17 protein-coding genes are annotated in these 18,207 nt (G+C 61.4%); 11 read left to right on the top strand and 6 right to left on the bottom strand.

The annotated features are described in order from the left end of the window. Positions 1-35 precede the first annotated feature (35 nt). From ftsX to ftsY, 3 genes are all read right to left on the bottom strand, one after another. On the bottom strand, positions 36-1,088 hold the full coding sequence (gene ftsX / locus ADG881_RS09150) for a permease-like cell division protein FtsX (protein WP_007150536.1): 1,053 nt from the start codon (positions 1,086-1,088) through the stop codon (positions 36-38). Next, positions 1,078-1,764, bottom strand: coding sequence for a cell division ATP-binding protein FtsE (ftsE, locus tag ADG881_RS09145; protein WP_007150059.1), 687 nt, complete (start codon positions 1,762-1,764; stop codon positions 1,078-1,080). Before ftsE ends, ftsX begins: the two co-directional genes overlap by 11 nt. 86 nt (positions 1,765-1,850) lie before the next feature. Then, positions 1,851-3,035 carry a signal recognition particle-docking protein FtsY gene (gene ftsY / locus ADG881_RS09140; protein WP_007149048.1) on the bottom strand — a complete coding sequence of 395 codons (1,185 nt, stop codon included), beginning with the start codon at positions 3,033-3,035 and terminating at the stop codon, positions 1,851-1,853. Between the two features lie 219 nt (positions 3,036-3,254). On the opposite strand from ftsY, the gene ADG881_RS09135 reads away from it, so the two are divergent. The 6 genes from ADG881_RS09135 to ADG881_RS09110 all read left to right on the top strand — a co-directional run bounded on the left by ADG881_RS09135 (position 3,255) and on the right by ADG881_RS09110 (position 9,385). Next, positions 3,255-4,607, top strand: coding sequence for a pitrilysin family protein (locus ADG881_RS09135; protein WP_007148942.1), 1,353 nt, complete (start codon positions 3,255-3,257; stop codon positions 4,605-4,607). After that, positions 4,604-6,046, top strand: coding sequence for a pitrilysin family protein (locus ADG881_RS09130; protein ID WP_007148849.1), 1,443 nt, complete (start codon positions 4,604-4,606; stop codon positions 6,044-6,046). Before ADG881_RS09135 ends, ADG881_RS09130 begins: the two co-directional genes overlap by 4 nt. Next, the gene (gene rsmD / locus ADG881_RS09125; RefSeq protein ID WP_007151586.1) at positions 6,036-6,653 is read left to right on the top strand and encodes a 16S rRNA (guanine(966)-N(2))-methyltransferase RsmD; all 618 of its coding nucleotides are present in this window, start codon (positions 6,036-6,038) and stop codon (positions 6,651-6,653) included. The genes ADG881_RS09130 and rsmD overlap by 11 nt, the downstream gene beginning before the upstream one ends. A gap of 170 nt (positions 6,654-6,823) precedes the next feature. Beyond that, a complete protein-coding gene (locus ADG881_RS09120; RefSeq protein WP_155136624.1) occupies positions 6,824-7,729 on the top strand; it encodes a metal-dependent hydrolase in 906 nt (301 codons plus the stop codon). 113 nt (positions 7,730-7,842) lie between these two features. Continuing rightward, the gene (locus ADG881_RS09115; protein WP_083787472.1) at positions 7,843-9,051 is read left to right on the top strand and encodes an NnrS family protein; all 1,209 of its coding nucleotides are present in this window, start codon (positions 7,843-7,845) and stop codon (positions 9,049-9,051) included. Between the two features lie 37 nt (positions 9,052-9,088). Further along, positions 9,089-9,385: a hypothetical protein gene (locus ADG881_RS09110; protein WP_007150660.1), complete on the top strand. Its 297-nt coding sequence runs from the start codon at positions 9,089-9,091 to the stop codon at positions 9,383-9,385. Positions 9,386-9,397: 12 nt separating this feature from the next. Here ADG881_RS09110 and ADG881_RS09105 read toward each other — a convergent pair whose 3' ends face one another. Together ADG881_RS09105 and ADG881_RS09100 are read right to left on the bottom strand one after the other, a co-directional pair. Further along, positions 9,398-10,201, bottom strand: a complete 804-nt coding sequence (locus ADG881_RS09105) for a mechanosensitive ion channel family protein (RefSeq protein ID WP_007150312.1) — start codon at positions 10,199-10,201, stop codon at positions 9,398-9,400. Then, the gene (locus ADG881_RS09100) at positions 10,194-12,929 is read right to left on the bottom strand and encodes an ATP-binding protein (protein ID WP_007151541.1); all 2,736 of its coding nucleotides are present in this window, start codon (positions 12,927-12,929) and stop codon (positions 10,194-10,196) included. Before ADG881_RS09100 ends, ADG881_RS09105 begins: the two co-directional genes overlap by 8 nt. A 215-nt stretch (positions 12,930-13,144) precedes the next feature. Between ADG881_RS09100 and ADG881_RS09095 the strand changes: the two genes are divergently transcribed. The 5 genes from ADG881_RS09095 to ADG881_RS09075 all read left to right on the top strand — a co-directional run bounded on the left by ADG881_RS09095 (position 13,145) and on the right by ADG881_RS09075 (position 17,240). Then, complete coding sequence (locus tag ADG881_RS09095; protein WP_007149946.1) at positions 13,145-13,552, top strand: CBS domain-containing protein; 408 nt, start codon at positions 13,145-13,147, stop codon at positions 13,550-13,552. Positions 13,553-13,673: 121 nt separating this feature from the next. Then, complete coding sequence (locus tag ADG881_RS09090; RefSeq protein ID WP_007150117.1) at positions 13,674-14,165, top strand: DUF962 domain-containing protein; 492 nt, start codon at positions 13,674-13,676, stop codon at positions 14,163-14,165. Between the two features lie 53 nt (positions 14,166-14,218). Next, entirely contained in the window at positions 14,219-15,013 is a 795-nt protein-coding gene (locus ADG881_RS09085) for an AraC family transcriptional regulator (RefSeq protein WP_007150595.1), read from the top strand. 2 nt (positions 15,014-15,015) lie between these two features. Then, on the top strand, positions 15,016-15,882 hold the full coding sequence (locus tag ADG881_RS09080) for a crotonase/enoyl-CoA hydratase family protein (RefSeq protein WP_007149129.1): 867 nt from the start codon (positions 15,016-15,018) through the stop codon (positions 15,880-15,882). 86 nt (positions 15,883-15,968) lie between these two features. Next, positions 15,969-17,240, top strand: coding sequence for an O-acetylhomoserine aminocarboxypropyltransferase/cysteine synthase family protein (locus ADG881_RS09075; protein WP_007149506.1), 1,272 nt, complete (start codon positions 15,969-15,971; stop codon positions 17,238-17,240). Here the strand turns inward: ADG881_RS09075 and ADG881_RS09070 are convergent. Next, positions 17,237-18,202, bottom strand: a complete 966-nt coding sequence (locus ADG881_RS09070) for an AraC family transcriptional regulator (RefSeq protein WP_007151435.1) — start codon at positions 18,200-18,202, stop codon at positions 17,237-17,239. The genes ADG881_RS09075 and ADG881_RS09070 overlap by 4 nt on opposite strands. Positions 18,203-18,207 lie beyond the last annotated feature (5 nt).

The following is an 18,207-nucleotide window of genomic DNA, read 5'->3' as shown; positions in this document are numbered from 1 at the left end:
GCTCAGGCTTGAAGCCGGGCTGCGGGGCCTTTGCCTCAGAAATTAGGCTCGATATCGCCCAGGTGGCGGCCCACGGCCAGCCAGGCGCCCAGCAGGCCCAGTACACCGCTGAACAGGGGCAGGATGATCAGGCTGGATGCGGCCATGGAGGTCAGAGATTGCTCGCTGCTATAAAGCATCAGCAATTCATCAATGGGCCCGCCCAGCCACCACAGCGCAACCTGCACCAGAATGACTGCGGTGAGGCCGCCCGCGAAGCCGAAGCAAAAGCCGGTATAGAGGAAGGGACGACGGACGAAGCCGTCGGTGCCGCCGACAATCTTGACCACCACAATTTCTTCCCGCCGGCTTTCGATGGCCAGGCGGATGGTGTTCACCATGACCAGCACCACGGCGGCGGCCAGCGCCAGGGTGAGGGCGGAAATGAGTCGCTCTCCCAGCTCGATGAGGGCGTGCAGGCGGCGTACCCATTCCACGTCCAGCTGCACCAGATCCACACCATCAGCGTCGCCCAGGCGGTTCTCCAGGGCGCGCAGGGTCACCGGGTCGGTGCTGTCCGGGAAGACCACAATCAGCGGGGGAAGCGGGTTGTCCGGCAGGGCTTCGAGTACATCACCGAAACCGGACAGGGCCTTGAACTCCGCCAGCGCCTGGGCGCGGGTAATCACCTCGGTGCGGGTGATATTTTCGGTGCCTTGCCATTCCTCGGCCAGCGCCCGCTGGCGGGCCTCGCTAATATCCATGTCCAGGAACACGGACAGATGGGCATTGCCGTCCCAGCCCCGGGTGATGGCGCGGGCATTGTCCAGCAGCACGGCCAACCCGGCGGGCAGGGCCAGGGCGATGGCGATGACCAGAATGGTCATGGCGCTGCTGGCGCGGGCGGCATTGAGGCGTTGCAGGGCGTCGCGCAGGGAGTCGCGATGGTGCTGGCGCCAGCTGATAAAACGGTCTCTCAGGGAGGTCTGGGCGCTGTGAGCGCCGGCCACCCGACGTGGCCGTTCCGTTTTCTGGCGGCCGGGTTTGACCGGAGTGGCGCTGCGGGCGCCCCGGTTGCTTTTGCCCTTGTTGGTGTTGTTAGGCGCCATGGGCCTCTCCCGATTCGTCGCCGTCATGGATCAGGCGGCCTTCGCGCAAGGTCAGCAGGCGGTGGTTGTAGCGGGCGATCAGGCTCAGGTCGTGGGTGGCGATCAAGACCGCCACGCCGACCCGGGCGAAATCCTTGAACAGGTCCATGATCTCTTCGGACAGGGCCGGGTCCAGGTTGCCGGTGGGCTCATCGGCCAGCAGCAGCGGGGGTTTGTTGACCACTGCCCGGGCGATGCCCACGCGTTGCTGTTCGCCGCCGGAGAGCATGATCGGGTTGAGCTTTTCCTTGTCCAGCAGGCCCACCTTGTCCAGGGCGGCGCGCACCCGTTTGCCGATGTCGGCACGGGCATAGCCGGCGATGATCAACGGCAGGGCCACGTTATCAAAGACACTGCGGTCGAACAGCAGTTGGTGGTTCTGGTGGACCATGCCGATCTTGCGGCGCAGCAGGGGGATGTGGCGATTACTGAAACCGTTCAGGTTCTGGTTATCTATCAGCACCTGCCCTTGTGTAGGGCGCTCAATCATCATGATCAGTTTCAGCAGGGTGGACTTGCCCGCCCCGGAGTGACCGGTGAGAAACGTCAACTGCCCGGCGGGGAGTGTGAACCCCACTTTGCTGAGCGCGTCTTTCCCGTTCGGGTAGCGTTTGCTGACCCGGTCAAACTGAATCATGGTGTCTCGCTTAGGCTCGACCGCTTCACGTAACACGCAGCAGGCTTACACGCGGCGTGTTGCGTGAAGCCTGGGGCGTGCGGCGTTTAACCGGTCACATCTTCAAACAGTGCCTGCACAAACTCTTCCGCATGGAAGGGGCGCAGGTCTTCCAGTCGTTCCCCGACGCCGATAAAACGAATCGGCAGGCCAGTGCGTTTGGCCAAGGCAAACAGGATACCGCCTTTGGCGGTGCCGTCGAGCTTGGTGAGTGCCAACCCGGTCACGCCGGCGGCATCACGGAACTGTTCTGCCTGGTTGATGGCATTCTGGCCGGTGCCTGCATCGAGTACCAGCAATACCTCGTGGGGCGCATCCGGGATCAGTTTTTTCATCACCCGGGTGACCTTGGTGAGTTCTTCCATCAGGTTGCCGCGGGTATGCAGGCGCCCGGCGGTATCGGCGATCAAAATATCGGCACCGCGAGACTGGGCGGCTTGCACCGCGTCATAGACCACCGAGGCAGAATCGGCGCCGGTGTGCTGGGCCACCACGGGAATGTCGTTACGCTCGCCCCATACCTGTAGCTGCTCCACGGCGGCCGCCCGGAAGGTGTCACCGGCGGCCAGCATCACGCTCTTGCCTTCGGCCTTGAAGCGGCAGGCCAGCTTGCCGATGGTGGTGGTCTTGCCGACCCCGTTCACACCCACCATCAGGATCACGTAGGGCTTTTTGCTGCCGTCGATCTGCATGGGCTGGTCCACCGGAACCAGCAACTTGCGCAATTCGTTCTGCAGGGATTCGTAGAGGGCGTCGGCGTCTACCAGTTCTTCGCGGGTCACCTGGTCGGTGAGGGCCTGAACGATCACGTCGGTGGCTTCCACGCCCACATCCGCCACCAGCAGCTGGGTTTCGATTTCCTCGAAGATCTCGTCGTCGATCTCTTTGGCGCCCACCAGCAGGTCGGCCAGGCCCTTGCCCAGTCCCTTGCGGGTCTTGCTCATGCCCTGCTTCATGCGGGTCCAGAAACCGCCGTCGCCGTCCTCATCCTGAGGGCTTTCCTCGGGGGCGGCTGGCGCAGAAGGTATGGGCTCCGGCGCTGCTGTTGGTGGCGGTGTGGCAGGCTCAGCGGGTGCCGGAGCGCTTTCTGCCGCGGGCTCGGGCGCTGCGGTGGGTGCCTCGTCGGCATCCACACCGGTAAATATGCGCTTCCAGAAACCGGTCTTCTTTTCTTCCGGTTTTTCGTCCGGTTGCGGGCGGTTGTCGTCGTCGCGGGAAACTTCGTCGCTCATGATCAGTCGTATCCAATCAAGAAGGGTGACCCTTCTTTTGCAATGAGGCTGCAAGAGCAGGGCGATAACCCGGTATGCTATGCCGGAGAAAAAAAGGACCTGCTTGCAGAGTTGCCGTTCGCGGGGGCGAACGCGCCGCTATCCTACCATTATGGGGAGAGGGGAGCAGCTTCGGGTTTGTGGTTCTCAACACAGGTGTGCCCCCAATAGAGGTATTTCATGAAAAGACTGATAACGGTATTGGCGCTGGGTCTGTGGTCGCTGACTGCCCAGGCGGCGCTGCCGACCCATGCCTTTACGCTGGATAACGGCCTGAAAGTGCTGGTCCGTGAAGATCACCGCGCGCCGGTGGTCACCGTGATGGTGTGGTTCAAGGCGGGCAGTATTGATGAAGCCCCTTTTGAGACCGGGCTGGCCCACGTGCTGGAACACATGATGTTCAAGGGCACCGAGAAGCTGGGCCCCGGCGATTTTTCCAGGCTGGTGTCTCGTTACGGGGGCAGCGATAACGCCTTTACCAGTTATGACTACACCGCTTACTTCCAGCAATACGAAGTGTCGCGCCTGCCGTTGGCGCTGGAGTTGGAGGCGGAACGCTTGGGGCACCTGGAAATTGACGACGCGGAATTTGCCCGCGAGCTGGATGTGGTGATGGAAGAGCGGCGCATGCGCACGGACGATAACCCCAATGCGCTGGCCTGGGAAAAATTCCAGGCGGTGGCCCGTCCGGGGACTGGCTATGCCCACCCGATTATTGGCTGGCGCTCGCTGCTGGCCCAGCTGCAGCCGGAGCAGGCGCGTAGCTGGTACCAGCGGTTCTATGTGCCGGGCAACGCCACCCTGGTGATTGCCGGGGATGTCACCCGCGAGCAGGTGGAGCCTCTGGTGGAGAAATTCTTTGCCGATCTGCCGGCCGGGCAGACTCCGCCACGGCCCAAACAGACGGTGAATCCGCCGGCCGGTGAGCGCCGTCTGGCGCTGAATCTGCCGGTAAAAGTGCCCTCCCTGTACATGATGTACAACGTGCCGTCGCTGGTCACGCTGGAAGACAAGAGTGATTTCTACGCCCTGACCATGCTGGCTGGCGTGCTTGATGGCGGCATGAGCGCGCGCATCGAAACGGATCTGGTGCGTGGCGAACGGCTGGTGGCCGGCGCCGGTGCCAGCTACAGCGGGATTCAGCGGGGCGATGGTACCTTCACGTTGACCGCCGCTCCCAGCCCGGACGTGACTCTGGAGCAAGTGGAAAAAGCGCTGCTGGCGCAGATCGAACGGCTGCAAACCACGCTGCCCACCGACGCGGAAATGGCGCGGGTGCGGGCCGGGGTGCTGGCGGGCCAGGTGTACGAAAAAGACTCGGTGATGGGTCAGGCCATGGAGCTGGGGATGCTGAGCACCCTGGGGCTGGATATTGACCTGTCCGCCCGCTTTGCCGACAACCTGGAGGCAGTTACCGCCGAAGACGTGCAGCGCGTGGCACAGCAATGGCTGGTGCCAGAACGGCTGACCGTGGGCACGGTGAAACCGAAAGCGCCCACCTCTGATCAACCGAAAGCGGAGCCGCAACCATGAAGATGAATGCTTTCCGACTGGCCTGTTTGCTCGTTCTGGGCGCGCTGCTGAGTGCCTGTGCCGGGACCTTTTCGGGGGCTTTCCCCCGCACCGAAGCGCAGGTGGCAGCAACCGACCCGCAAGCGCCAGCGCTGGATATCCAGTCCTGGCAAACTGGGGACGGGGCGAAAGTCCTGTTTGTGGCCAGCGATGCGCTGCCCATGCTGGATATTCGTCTGGTCAGTGATGCCGGCTCCGCCCGCGATGGTGCGCACCCGGGCCTGGCGTCACTCACCAGCGCCTTGCTGGGCGAAGGCGCCGATGGCATGAGCGTGGACGATATCGCCCGCGGCTTTGAAGATCAGGGCGCCAGCTTTTCCTCGTCCAGCTACCGGGACATGGGGGTGATCAGCCTGCGGACCCTGTCCGAGGCGCAGTACCGTGAACCGGTATTGGCGCTGTTCAATCAGGTGATCGGTAGCCCGACGTTTGAGCAGGACACCCTGGCGCGAATTCGTACCCAGATGATGCAAGGGCTGCGCATGGAAACCCAGGTGCCCGGCCCGCAGGTGAGCAAGGCGTTTCAGGCCACGGTGTTTGCCGGCCATCCCTACGGGCAGCCCAGTGATGGCACCCTGGAGAGTCTGCCGGCCATCGCCCGTGATCAACTGCAGGATTTCTACCGCACCTACTACGCGGCGGGTAACACCGTGATTGCCATGGTGGGTGATCTGGACCGCGCCCAGGCGGAGACAATTGCCGCGGACATCAGCGCTGCGTTGCCGGAAGGTCAGGCGGCGCCGTCGCTGGAGCGGGCCGCACCGCTCGCCGAGCGCCAACGCCAGCACATTACCTTTCCCTCCGCCCAGACCCATATCCTGCTCGGCAATCAGGCCACCTGGCGGGGCAACCCGGACCATGTGGCTTTGTATGTGGGCAATCAGGTGCTCGGTGGTGGTGGCTTTGCCTCCATTCTCACCGACGAAGTGCGGCAGAAGCGTGGCTACGTGTACGGTATCAGCAGCCATTTCGGCCCCATGGCCGCCGGTGGCCCGTTTCAGGTGCGCCTGCAGACGGGTAACGACAATGCCGACGACGCGCTGACCCTGACCCTGGATCTGATCGACCAGTTTGTGCAGGACGGCCCCACCGCGGAACAGCTGGAAGAAACCCGCGCCAGCATTCTTGGCAGCTTTGCCCTGGGCACGGCGGATAACAGCGACATCATCGGCCAGCTTGGCGCCATCGGTTTCTACGACCTGCCGCTGGATTACCTGCAGTGGTTCAACCAGCAGGTGCGCACGGTGACGGCGGAGGAGATTCAGGCCGCGTTCCAGCGCAACCTGACCCCGGACAATCTGGCCATCGTCAGCATCGGTCCCAAGGCGCCACAGATTCGTCCGGCCGATAGCGACGCTGACGCGGCCGCCGCCGAGGAGCCCGCCGATCGTGCCCCGTAAGCGTTCAGGTAAACGCCCCGTCGCCAGCGCCGGGGCGGCGCAGAAAGGCCAGGTACGGATTATCGGTGGTGAACGGCGTGGCCATCGGCTGCACTTTGTGGACCACGGTGGTGATTTGCGCCCGTCTTCGGATCGTATGCGCGAAACTCTGTTCAACTGGTTGCAATTCGAGTTGCCGGGGCTGCGGGTGCTGGATCTGTTCGCGGGTTCCGGTGCGTTGGGGGCGGAAGCCCTGAGCCGGGGTGCCCGGGAGGCGGTGTTGGTGGAGAAGCAGCGTGACCGGAGCGCGGACCTGAACCGTCAGTTAACGCCCCTGTTCGAGGGGCGCATTACGGTGCATTGCGCCGATGCCTTGAGTTGGCTGCCTGCGCAACGGGAAGCATTTGATTTGGTTTTTATCGACCCGCCTTACGATCTGGGCTTGGTGACGCCGGCCTGTGAGGCGCTGGAAGCCCACGGGCTGCTGGCAGACGGGGCGATTATCTATGTGGAAAGTCGCCGCCAGGGCGAGGTGCCGGCGGTGCCTGCACACTGGGTGTTGTCGAAAGAAAAAAGCGGCGGCGATATTCATGCGCGGTTGTACCGGCGGGAAACCGGCGCGGTTTGACCCGTGCCGTGGCGGGATGGCGTGACGGCACAGTAAACCGGCGCCCGCGCACAGGCCTCATCTCATTGAGCCGGGCATGGGCAGGTTGCGCCAGCAAAATGGCACAACCTGCACTAGTGTGCCAGTTGTGACTGACAAATACTGTGTCCATGAGCAACGAGGACACCGCCATGAATGCCAATGCAGCCACTGCTATAACCACAGGGCAACGCGATCAAACGGCCAAGCGTCAGCCGCCGAAAAAAGTGAATAAAAGTGATATTCAGCCCCGCAAGATGGATTTCCAATTTGATCCGGCCATGCCCCGTTACTGGTTCGACAATGACCAGTTCAAGACCATGCTCTTGACGGCGTTGTCCTGCACTTTTCCTGAAGGTGAACGCTTTTTCGTCCGTTCCGTGCGCCATTTCCAGAAGAACCTCACCGATCCCTTGCTGCGTGAGCAGGTGAAAGGGTTTATCGGCCAGGAAGCGCATCACGGCAACGAACACGATGCCTTCAATGCGTTTATGGAATCCAAGGGCGTGCCCACCGGCAAGGTGGATGCCTATGTGAAGGATGGCCTGAAATTCATGGCCAAGTGGTTGTCGCCGGAGCGGCAGCTGGCCAAGACCTGCGCGCTGGAGCATTTCACCGCCATGCTGGCGGAAATGATTCTGGAACATCCGGAATTTATCGAAGGCATGGACGAGCGCATGGTGCCGCTGTGGTTGTGGCATGCGGTGGAAGAAAGCGAACACAAATCCGTGGCCTTTGATGTGTACCGCGATCAGGTGGACAGCTATTGGGTGCGGACGTCGGAAATGGCATTTACCACGGTGGAATTCATCGGGTTTACCATTCTGCATTACAACCAGTTGCGCGCTGAAATGGATGATCCCACTGACTGGAAATCCGTGCGCCAGGGGCTCAACTGGCTGGTGGGTAAGCCCGGCTGGCTGCGCAAGCTGGGCAAATCCTACCTGGCCTATTACAAACGCGATTTTCACCCTTCCAAGCGTGATAGTGCCCACCTGCGACAGCAGGGCCTGGAAAAACTGGCGCGGCTGATGAAGCGCCCGCAATTGCTGTCCTGATCCTCGCCTGACTGGCCGGGTCGTGATCCCGGTCAGTTTTACCGCGTTATTACCATCATGCTCGCCTGCAACCGGGTATATTCGAGGGTGTCTGTTCCGGCAGGGAGAGCCCGATGGCACCGTCAGATTCCACATCCGATACCCCCGACGCGCAAGCCCGGCAGTCCCCGCGTGGATTGCAGGCGCCGCTGTTTGCGTTTCCGTTTCGTCTGTTTTTTCTTTCCGCAGCCTTAATTGCAGCCGTGCTGGTGCCGTTGTGGGTGTTCCTGCTGACCCGGGGGGGCCTGGATAATCTGGCTTTGCCCCCCATGCTGTGGCACCAGCACGAAATGCTGGCGGGCTTTCTCAATGCGGCCATTGCCGGTTTTCTGCTAACGGCGGTGTGCAACTGGACCGGGGCGCGCCCGGTGGCAGGGGGGCGGTTGCTGGCGGTGTGGTTGCTGTGGCTGGCCGGCCGGTTGGCAATGACGTTTGCTGGCACCTGGCCCATGGCGGCCAGTGTGATCGATCTGGCCTTTATGCCCGTGCTGGCCTGGTTGGCAGGTATCCGCATCTGGCATGCCCGCCAGTATCGGCAGCTAGTGCTGATGATGGTGCTGGCGTTCTGCTGGGTGCTGGATCTGTTGTTTCATTTGTCCGGGTCGCCGCATTATTTGCATGCCCTGGTGGTGCTGGCGGCGGTGCTGATCTTGATTATCGGTGGGCGCATTACCCCGGCGTTTACACGCAACTGGCTACAGGCTCGCGGTCGGGACAGTGCCCGGGTGCGCACTATCCCCTGGATGACGCCGGTGGGCTTGGGCCTGGCGCTGATGGTGGCCGTGCTGGTGGCGCTCGATATCAAGGGGACGCTGCTGGCAGTGCTGGCGCTGGCGGCTGCGCTCATGGCGTCGTTGCGGTTGGCGGGTTGGTCGTCCTGGCAGATCCGCGATGAGCCGCTGTTGTGGATTCTGCACCTGGGGCATGTGTGGGTGGTGCTGGGCTTTGTACTGCTGGCGCTGGCCCAGTGGCATTGGGTGGCGCCGACCAGCTGGTTGCATGCCCTGGGGGCGGGCGCCATGGGCACCACCATTATGGGCGTCATGACCCGTGTGGCGGTGGGGCATACCGGCCGTGCCATGGCGCTGCCGCCCGGCGGAATCCTGCTGTATGCGCTGGTGCTGACGGCGGGTGGCTTACGGGTACTCACGGCGCTGGGCTGGTTGCCCTGGTTGTCCGGGGTGTGGCTGTCTGCGGGGCTATGGAGCCTGGCCTTTGCCGGCTTCCTGCTGCTTTATGGGCCGTTGCTGACGCGCCCGCGCGTGGATGGCAAGCCGGGATGATAGGGTAGGCAGAACAGTAACGGCCGGAGGAAAGAGTATGCACTGGCTGAAACGATGGCTTACCGCCTGGCGCCAACGGCGTGGGGTGGCGCAGGAAACGGAGCGTCCGCAATCGGAGGGCGACAGCGCGCCCGGGCCGGCACTGGGTGAGCACCACGCAGCCCATGGCAGTGATGAAGACCCGGAGCCCTTGCACCGGGGGCGGCGGCGTTTGAAAGAAACCTACACCAGTCACTGGGATCTGGATTATATGCCCCGTGAGGAGCTGGAAGAGGTGCTGTCCGGCGAGGCCGACAAGCCCGCCAGTGATAATGGCAACAAGAACACGGAATAACGGCCCGGCAGGTTATGCGGGCCGTGCCACCTGCATTTCGGCAAAGCGTTTGGAGACCCGTACCACGATATCGCTCTGGAACGCCTTCTCGTAATGCACATCCAGCACATAGGCCTTGGCGCGCAGCCGAATCGCCAGCCGGTAGCCCACTTCGATTTCTTCAATGGCAAAGGTGACCGGTTTTTTCAGGTAGGCGTAGCGGCTGGTGACGATGATTTCCTCCACGATGGCCTGGGCCTGTTCGATGTTGGCATCCAGGGCGACGTGGAAATCAGTGACGACCATCATGTCCAGCTCGCCGGCATTGCCGGAGGCGACCACGTCGGTGATAAAGCGTGAATTGGGGATGGTGACCAGGTTGTCGTCCAGGGTTTGCAGGCGCACGGTGCGCAGGCCGATGGAGACAATTTCCCCGTAGACATTATCGAAACTGACCCGGTCGCCCACCCGGAAAGGGCGGTCGAACAGCAGGAGCAGGCCGGCCACCAGCGAAGCGGCAATGTCTTTCAGGGCAAAGCCCAGCGCCACGGCGATGGAGCCCCCGGCGGCAAGCATGAACTCCTTGGGGGGCTGCAGTACCCCGATCACCAGCGCGATGGCGCCGACGGTGTAGAGCACAAAACCGATCAGGGTCGTGATCTGCAGAATCAGGAAGCGCCGGGTGGGCATTTTCTCGGTGATTTTCTGGCTTGCCTTGCTGATGCCCCAGTTCAGCGCCCACAGCACCAGGCCGCCGATAAACAGCAGCATCAAGGCGTAGACATTGAACAGTTCCACCACGACGGTCAGGTCGTTGACGATATTTCCATCATTCATTGAGCAGGTTCTTCCGTGTCAGGTAACTGATCACCTGCTGGTACCACAGGGGCACCAGGCGGTAGCGGCTGTCTTCATCCTTGTGCAGAAAGCCGGCATCAAAGCCGCCTTTCAGGGCGTAGCGCACGATGTTCTCTGGCAAATGGGTGACCGCAGTGATTTCGTGGCTGGTCAGGTTTTCGTGGGTGGCAATGGCCGCGTACACAAACAGGGAGTTATCGCCCATGCCGTCGAGCAGGCTGGCAGAAGGAGGATTGGGCAGCCCCACGGTGACTTGTCGGCCTTTCACTTTGACTGAGGTCAGGAACAGCCGTAATGCCACCATGGGGTTACCGCGGCTGGCGTCCCACAGCAGGCTGAAATAGCGTTGTTCCGCATTACGCAGATTGCCGGCCTCCGGCCCACGCGAGGACAGCAACACTTCGTCGTAGCGTAGCTGGAAGTTGCTCAGGTGGTTGCGGCTAAGGATCAGTGAGCGAATGTCGGTCTGGCCCCAGTGTTTTACCCGGATCACATTGCGGAACTGGTATTCGCGGCCGAAGACGTTACACAGGTAGGCCCAGCTCTGGTTGTTGATCAGCAGTACCCAGAACACATTGTCCAGCCGCGCATTGACCAGATTCAGTACCGTGCGCCAGCCTTCCAGCCCGCCCAGCTGGGCCAGGAAAAAGTTCTGTGCTTCATCCAGAACCACCAGCGTGGGTTGGCGGTGTTCGTCTTCCTTGACCAGAGCGGCGGGGCCGTCGTTGAGCAGATCCGAGCCCAGCGCATCGCCAATTAATCGGTGAATGGCTTCCGGTGTGCAGGTTTTCGCAGGCACTTTCAGGTGCAGGGTCTGCAGGGATTCACAGCTTTTCTCCAGCACCGCGTTGAGTTTGCCCAGCGAAACACTTTTGCCGCAGCCTTTCTCGCCGGCCACGACCAGTGCGTTCTCATCGGTCTTGTCTTCGTGCCAGCGCTGGATGCTTTTCTCCATGGCCGCCACCAGCCCGGTATCGATAAACGGGGTTTTGCTCGCATCGTCCGGCAGGGCGGAGGCAAACCAGCGCTCGTAGGACTGCGCCGCCGGTTGTTCAGCATCATCGGTCTCGTCTTCGTCGGTGGCCACCGTGGCACGGAACCGGAACCAGCGGGCCTTGAGGCGCATGTACCAGTCGAAGTCAGCCAGCACCCGGTCCACAAAGCCGACCAGAAAGCTGATCAGGGCGATGGGCAGCATCATCGGCGCAAACAGCCAGAAGAGCCGGGGATGCAACAGGCGAGTAATCAGCGGGTCCAGCCGCGAGGGCATCAGGGTTTGCAGGCAGACCTGATAGTCCTGATGACGCAATGCCAGTAACCGACCCAGCCCCCAGTAAATGGCTACCAGCAGTACCCCGAAAAACAGGTAGTACATCAGCGATGGCCCCAGGCTTTCCCAGACCACAATGACCGGCACCCAGGGGACAATCATCCAGCGCGCCAGATTACGGGCGTGGCGTGTTACCTGTTGGGTCTGCCCACCGCCCAGATAGGCATTGGCGCTTTGCGCAACGCGCATGACCAGCCATTCGCCAATCAGGCACAGCAGGCCGTAGATCACATACAGCTGCGCCAGTGGTAGCAGCCATAACAGAATCTTGCTGGAGGGGGTGTCCAGCAACGGGTCCAGGCGCCCCAGTACCAGCCAGATCAAAATCCACGGCAGAATCGGCGCCAGCCCGCTGATCAGTCGACTGGCATTGAGTAGCCAGCGGCGCTCGCCACTGAGTTGCACCACCCGGTCATGTAGTGACAGGGCCCAGCGGCGGGTGCGCTGGGCAAGATGAATCAGTAACCAGAAGCCCACCACCCCGAGAATCAACGCCAGGATATTTTGTACCACCGGCATGAAGCCGCCGTTGCGGATAGGGCCATTCAGGTCGTAGCGCATCAACGCAACGATATCGAGCACGCGCAGGCCGATGCGCTGGCTTTCGTGCTGTAACAGCAGTGGGGCCTGGCCAAGGCCGCCCAGGTTGTTGATCTGCTCCAGCAGCGGGCGGTTTTCCCACAGTTCCGAGCGCAGCGCGCGGACGTCTTTCTGAATATCCAGCCGTGTCTTGAGCAGGCTGCGCCAGGCGGTGGAACGGGCGCCACTGGGGGCGCGCAATGCGGGTAGTTGCAGCCACAATTCATCCAGCGTTTGCAGGGCCTCTGCGGGGGCGCTCTGTAGCTGGCCCAGCACCGCCCACACCTGCTGAATGTGCCGCTGCAGTACCTGGCTCGCCTGGTGAATGGAGGGATCCGTCTCCGGGCTATCGGCCAGTGTCTGCAGTTTTGTATGGTGCGTTGCCAGGTTCAGAAAGGCCTGGCGCTGGGGGAAGTTGAGACCGAAAAACGCCTGCCGCAAGGTATAGAGCGATTGCTCCAGCGTGTTGACCTGTTGGGTCAGGGTGTCGATATCGTTCTGCAGCGCCGGACATTTGCTGTCGACCACAGCAAGCGGTTGCGGCTCGATCAGGGGCAGTAACGGCCGCTGGTTCAGGGGGCGCCCCAGCAGGGTGTTGAGCTGGTGTGGGGTGGGGACGTCGCCATCGAAAATGGATTGCAGGGTGTAGCGGTCCGTACGCAGTTGCTGACGCTGCTGTTTCAGCTGGGCCAGTGTCAGCTCTGCCGCATCGCAGGCCGCATTTTCGGCGGCTTGCAGCGGGGAGATAATCAACAGGGCCAATAGCCCGAAAGCCAGCCAGACGCGGGGCGATACCATTCGCTGTTCCTCTGCTCCATGTGGGCCTGCGGTCAGGCTTCTTGTTGTCTTGGGAGCCATTGTAGGAAGGCGATGCCTGCATTGTATAGCGATTGCAGGAATTGATCGTTGGGATGGGCAAGAACCGCAGGCAGAGGCTCCTCGGGGGGTGCTATAGTCAAAACCATGAATCTGGACTGTTCCGGTAGTGGCCGGGCTGGCAGAAGGAGAGCGACATGCAAGAGATGACGGTACGTGCCCTGATGGCAAAGCACCCCATGGCAATCAAGACCGGCACCGAGCTGACCGAAGTGGTGGACGCGCTGTTGCAGCACAAGTTCACCGGGCTGCCGGTGGTGGATAGCCAGAACAAGGTGGTGGGGTTTGTCTCCGAACAGGATTGCCTGCGCAAGCTGCTGATTTCCAGTTATCACTGTGAAGGGGCGCTGGTGGTGGAAGACTTTATGCACGATCAGCCGCTGACGGTGAAAGAAGACGATTCGGCGGTGAACGTGGCGGAGCTGATGGTCACGGAAAAACCCAAAATCTACCCGGTGGTGGATGCCCAGGGCATCCTGACTGGCCTGCTGACCCGCGAGCAGGTGCTGCGCGCGCTGAAGGACAGCCGCCGGGGCTGCGACTGACAGTCTCGTCTGCCTGCTTCCCAGGGGCCACCGCGCGGGATAACCCCTTCGTACAATTTCCGGGTGTGAGCTGCCGCTAAGCTGTGTGGCAGCTCAAAACAACAACTCGGGAGAGCTGTCCATGCGTGATCTCAATACCTTTCTGGCGGACTATGGCGATAGCCACCGCAATCCGGTCAATCAATGGGTACACATCCTCTGTGTGCCGGCCATTTTTGTGTCCACCCTGGGGCTGTTCTGGCTGATACCGCTGGGGCACTGGCTGGGGCTGGACGGCAGCCTGGCGTACTGGGTCAACGGTGGCACCTTGCTGGCCGCGATCTGCATGCCGTTCTATCTGCGCATGTCCGTGGGTATGACGGCGTTGATGGGGGTGTGGCTGGCCCTGTCCCTTGCCGCCGTGGTGGCGGTGGATCGCAGCGCCCTGTCGTTGGGCTGGAGTGCGGCGGCCTTGTGGTTGCTGGCCTGGGCCGTACAAGTGTGGGGCCACAAGGTAGAGGGCAAAAAGCCGTCGTTTGTGGATGATCTGGTGTTTCTGCTGGTCGGCCCCATGTTCGTCAGCATCGAGCTGGCCCACAAGCTGGGGCTGCGCCGCTCCGGTGTGGTGAATTGATCAGGCGCTGATGAACGTTGCCTGCCCGGCCCCGGGCGGGCACTATTTCCGGCATGTCCCAATCGTCGCCGGCTTCTGATCCTCGTCTGCTGACCCCGCTGTTTCTGTGGCGGGGCGGTTGGCTGATGGCGCTTTCCTCGCTGCACAACCAGCCCCACCAGCATGTGGCGGCGTCGTTACTGGTCGGGCTGGAAAAGGATATTCGGGTCACCCGTGACGGCCGGGTTCTTTGTGCCCGGGCCGTTCTGGTGCCCCCGGAGTGCCAGCAAAGTCTGCACAGCGATGGCCCGGTGGCTATCCTGCACCTCGACCCGGACGAGCCGGCCTGGCGATCCCTGGCCCTGCAGCAGCCGTTGTCGGCGGCGCACCAGCAGTGGCTCAGCGATACCTTGCGTGATTTATCGCGGGCGGCTCAGCCCGAAACCGGGGTGGTGACGTTTGTGCAGCAATTGCGGCAGCTGGCCTCTCCGCCGCCGCTGGATGCGCGCATTGCCGCCAGCTGTGCCTGGCTGCGTGATGCGCCGGAGCCGGCGCCCACCATGACCCATCTGGCGCAGCAGGCCGGGTTGTCCGAATCCCGCTTTCGCCACCTTTTCCGGGAGCAGATGGGGGTGGCGTTGAAGCGTTACCAGCTGCATCTCAAGTGCCAACGGGCCCTGTCGCTCTGGCAGAGCGGGATGAATTTTACCGAGCTGGCGGTGCTCGCCGGCTTTTACGATCAGCCTCACCTCAACCGGACACTTCGTGCCATGTTCGATGCCTTGCCGTCGGGGTATGCTCGGGGTCAAACGGTGCAGGTAGTGCCTCTGTCGATACCTGCTGAAAACCGCACAACCCCTGTGGAGTGACCATGGATTATCAGGACATCAAGACGGATCTGGCCGAGCAGATTCTGACCATTACCCTCAACCGCCCCGACCGCCTCAATGCGTTTACCCTGCGGATGAAAGACGAAGTGGTGCATGCGCTGGCAGAAGCGGACCGCAACGATGACATCCGCGCGGTGATTGTTACCGGCGCGGGCAAGGTGTTTTGTGCCGGCATGGAAATGCAGCCGGAAGATGGCGGTCACCTGTTCGGTTATGACGATGCGGAGGGGATGGATCCGCCGCTGGAAACCATTCGCGATTCCGGTGGTGAGCTGTCGCTGGCCATCTACAATTGTCGCAAACCGGTGATTGCGGCCATCAATGGCGCCGCGGTGGGTGTGGGTATCACCATGACCCTGCCCATGGATATCCGTCTGGTGGCGGCCAACAGCAAGATCGGTTTTGTCTTTACCCAGCGGGGGATTACCCCGGAGGCCTGTTCTTCCTGGTTCCTGCCCCGAGTGGTGGGTATTCAGAAGGCGCTGGAGTGGGTAATCAGTGGCGACATTTTCATGGCCGAAGAAGGCGAGAAGGCTGGCCTGTTCCACAGTGTGCATGACAAGGGTGAAGTGCTGGACGTGGCGCGCTGTATAGCCCGCAAACTGATTGCCAAAAGCTCCCCGGTGGCCGTGGCGCTGGCCAAGCAGATGTTGTGGCGCAACCCCAATTTCTCCCATCCGGCGGAAGCCCATGTGGTGGAATCGAAAATGATTTACTGGTCCAACGAGTTCTGGGACGGCAAGGATGGTTTCACCGCTTTCCTGGAAAAGCGCGAGCCGCGTTTTGAGACGTCGCTGGCGGATGTGCCAAAACAATTTGATTTCTGGAACGAACCCCCGATTAAATAGAGAGAACGATTTTTTCAGGCCGCCGTTTGGCGGCCTTTTTTGCGTGTATGTCGCCCGGGCGACAATTCAATCTGAGGCAGGGATTTATGAAACGGGAAACAATTGCCATTCATGGTGGTTTTGCCGGCGATCCGCAGACCCATGCGGTGGCCGTGCCGATGTACCAGACGACGAGCTATTACTTTGATGATACCCAGCATGGTGCGGATCTTTTTGATCTCAAAGTGCCGGGTAATATTTACAGCCGCATCATGAATCCGACAAACGCGGTGCTTGAAGAGCGCGTTGCGCAACTGGAGGGTGGCATCGGTGCGTTGGCCATGGCGTCAGGTATGGCGGCGATCACCGCGACGATTCAGACGCTGGCCAAAGCCGGGGACAATATTGTTTCCACCAGCCAGCTTTATGGCGGTACCTATAACTTGTTCGCGCATACCTTGCCGAATCAGGGCATTGAGGTGCGCATGGCCGATGGCCGTAATCCCCAGGCGATTGCGGATGCCATTGATGAAAAAACCAGGATGGTATTCTGCGAATCCATCGGTAACCCGGCGGGCAACGTGGTGGACATGGGAGCCTTGGCCAAGGTCGCCCATGACGCGGGTGTGCCGCTGGTGGTGGATAATACGGTGGCGACGCCTGCACTGTGCCGGCCTTTTGAACACGGCGCCGATATCGTGGTGCACTCGCTGACCAAGTACATGGGCGGCCACGGCACCACCATTGCCGGTGCCATCGTGGATTCCGGGAAATTCCCCTGGAAAGGCAACCCGCGCTTTCCGCAGTTCAATGAGCCGGACCCCAGCTATCACGGTGTGGTGTATGTGGAAGCCATGGGAGAGGCGGCGTTTATTGGCCGCGCCCGGGTGGTTCCGTTGCGTAATATGGGCGCCGCGCTATCACCAATGAATGCGTTTCTGATCATGCAGGGCATTGAAACCTTGAGTCTGCGCATGGAGCGCCATTGTGAGAATGCCATGAAAGTCGCTGCGTACCTGCGCGACCATGCCAAGGTGAGCTGGGTGAATTTTGCCGGCCTGGAAACCGACAAGGATTACGCGTTGGCACAGCAATACATGGATGGCGGGGTGCCCTCGTCCATCCTCAGTTTTGGTGTAGAAGGTGGCCGTGAAGCGGGGGCGCGTTTTATCGATGCGCTGGCGTTGATCAAACGATTGGTAAACATTGGTGATGCCAAGTCTCTGGCGTGCCATCCGGCGACCACCACACACCGGCAGTTAAATGATGAAGAGTTGGGCAAGGCGGGGGTCAGTGCGGACCTGGTGCGTTTGTCCATTGGCATCGAGCATGTTGACGATATCCTGGCGGATATCGAACAGGCGCTGTTGGCCGTTTAAGGTTGTGAACGAAACTGGGCCGGCGTCATGCCGGTCCAGCGTTTGAAGGCTTTGGCAAAGGCGCTTTCATCAGAAAAGCCCAGTTTGTCGGCAATATCAAAGAGTTTTAACCCTTCCTTCAGCGACTGTTCTGCCATGCCCTGCAGCAGTGAATCGCGCAGCAGCTTGAAGCTGGTGCCTTCTTCGCTGAGTTTGCGGATCAGGTGGCGGCCGCTCATGGCCAGTTGCTCGGCCACTTTTTCCTTGCCCCAACGGGGATTCTGGCGCAGCAGGTCGCGCACACTCACACTCAACGACTGACTCCCCAGTTGCTCCAGCAGCTGGTCGGCCAGGGTGCGCAAGTGCTGGCACAGGGCCGGGTTGGCATAAATTAACGGCAGCGACAGGGCGGCAGCCGGAATACGCAAGCTGTTGTGGGCAGCTTCGAATTCAACGGGGACACCCAGCAGTTGTTGATAGCGATCCGGGTCGGCCAGTGCCGGATGGGAGACACTGATGCTGTTGGCTTGAAGCTGCTCGCCGGTAGACCAGCGTGTCAGCTGCAGCAGTGAGGCCAGCGCGGCTTCCACCCGCTCCGCCAGCCGGGTGGTGTATTGGGGCTGGTAGCGGATTTCGCACACATCACCTGCCACGGCATATTCAAAGGTGCCGCCCTCGCCAACAATGGGGTAGTAATCTATCAACGAGTCCAGCGCTTCGGCCACGGTGTCGCAACTCATCAGCACCATGCCCACGGTATCCAGGTGCCCGACCTGAATGGCCAGCCCGAACTGGATGCCAATCAGCGGATCGTCTGCCTGCTGGCAAAAGGTTTCCCAGATCTCCCCCTGCAACTCCAGGCTCACCCGTTCCTGCTCGGCAAAGGCGTTCTTCAGGGGCGCAGGCAGGGAGAATCCCAACTGCTCTGCGGCCTGACTGATGGCCTGGGTAAAGCGTACCGTGACGGTGGGGGTATGCGACATGGGTG

Source organism: Alcanivorax sp. DG881, from assembly GCF_000155615.1.
Lineage (GTDB): Bacteria > Pseudomonadota > Gammaproteobacteria > Pseudomonadales > Alcanivoracaceae > Alcanivorax.
Note: the sequence above shows the minus strand (reverse complement) of the source record. Positions and strands in the feature narration are given on the sequence as shown.

Coding starts and splice junctions, on each gene's coding strand:
- ADG881_RS09090 (WP_007150117.1), top strand. CDS start 13,674: ATGCGTGATCTCAATACCTTTCTGGCGGACTATGGCGATAGCCACCGC.
- ADG881_RS09115 (WP_083787472.1), top strand. CDS start 7,843: ATGGCACCGTCAGATTCCACATCCGATACCCCCGACGCGCAAGCCCGG.
- ftsY (WP_007149048.1), bottom strand. CDS start 3,035: ATGAGCGACGAAGTTTCCCGCGACGACGACAACCGCCCGCAACCGGAC.
- ADG881_RS09135 (WP_007148942.1), top strand. CDS start 3,255: ATGAAAAGACTGATAACGGTATTGGCGCTGGGTCTGTGGTCGCTGACT.
- ADG881_RS09130 (WP_007148849.1), top strand. CDS start 4,604: ATGAAGATGAATGCTTTCCGACTGGCCTGTTTGCTCGTTCTGGGCGCG.
- ADG881_RS09085 (WP_007150595.1), top strand. CDS start 14,219: ATGTCCCAATCGTCGCCGGCTTCTGATCCTCGTCTGCTGACCCCGCTG.
- ftsE (WP_007150059.1), bottom strand. CDS start 1,764: ATGATTCAGTTTGACCGGGTCAGCAAACGCTACCCGAACGGGAAAGAC.
- ADG881_RS09110 (WP_007150660.1), top strand. CDS start 9,089: ATGCACTGGCTGAAACGATGGCTTACCGCCTGGCGCCAACGGCGTGGG.
- ADG881_RS09100 (WP_007151541.1), bottom strand. CDS start 12,929: ATGGTATCGCCCCGCGTCTGGCTGGCTTTCGGGCTATTGGCCCTGTTG.
- ADG881_RS09070 (WP_007151435.1), bottom strand. CDS start 18,202: ATGTCGCATACCCCCACCGTCACGGTACGCTTTACCCAGGCCATCAGT.
- ftsX (WP_007150536.1), bottom strand. CDS start 1,088: ATGGCGCCTAACAACACCAACAAGGGCAAAAGCAACCGGGGCGCCCGC.
- ADG881_RS09105 (WP_007150312.1), bottom strand. CDS start 10,201: ATGAATGATGGAAATATCGTCAACGACCTGACCGTCGTGGTGGAACTG.
- ADG881_RS09095 (WP_007149946.1), top strand. CDS start 13,145: ATGCAAGAGATGACGGTACGTGCCCTGATGGCAAAGCACCCCATGGCA.
- ADG881_RS09120 (WP_155136624.1), top strand. CDS start 6,824: ATGAATGCCAATGCAGCCACTGCTATAACCACAGGGCAACGCGATCAA.
- ADG881_RS09080 (WP_007149129.1), top strand. CDS start 15,016: ATGGATTATCAGGACATCAAGACGGATCTGGCCGAGCAGATTCTGACC.
- ADG881_RS09075 (WP_007149506.1), top strand. CDS start 15,969: ATGAAACGGGAAACAATTGCCATTCATGGTGGTTTTGCCGGCGATCCG.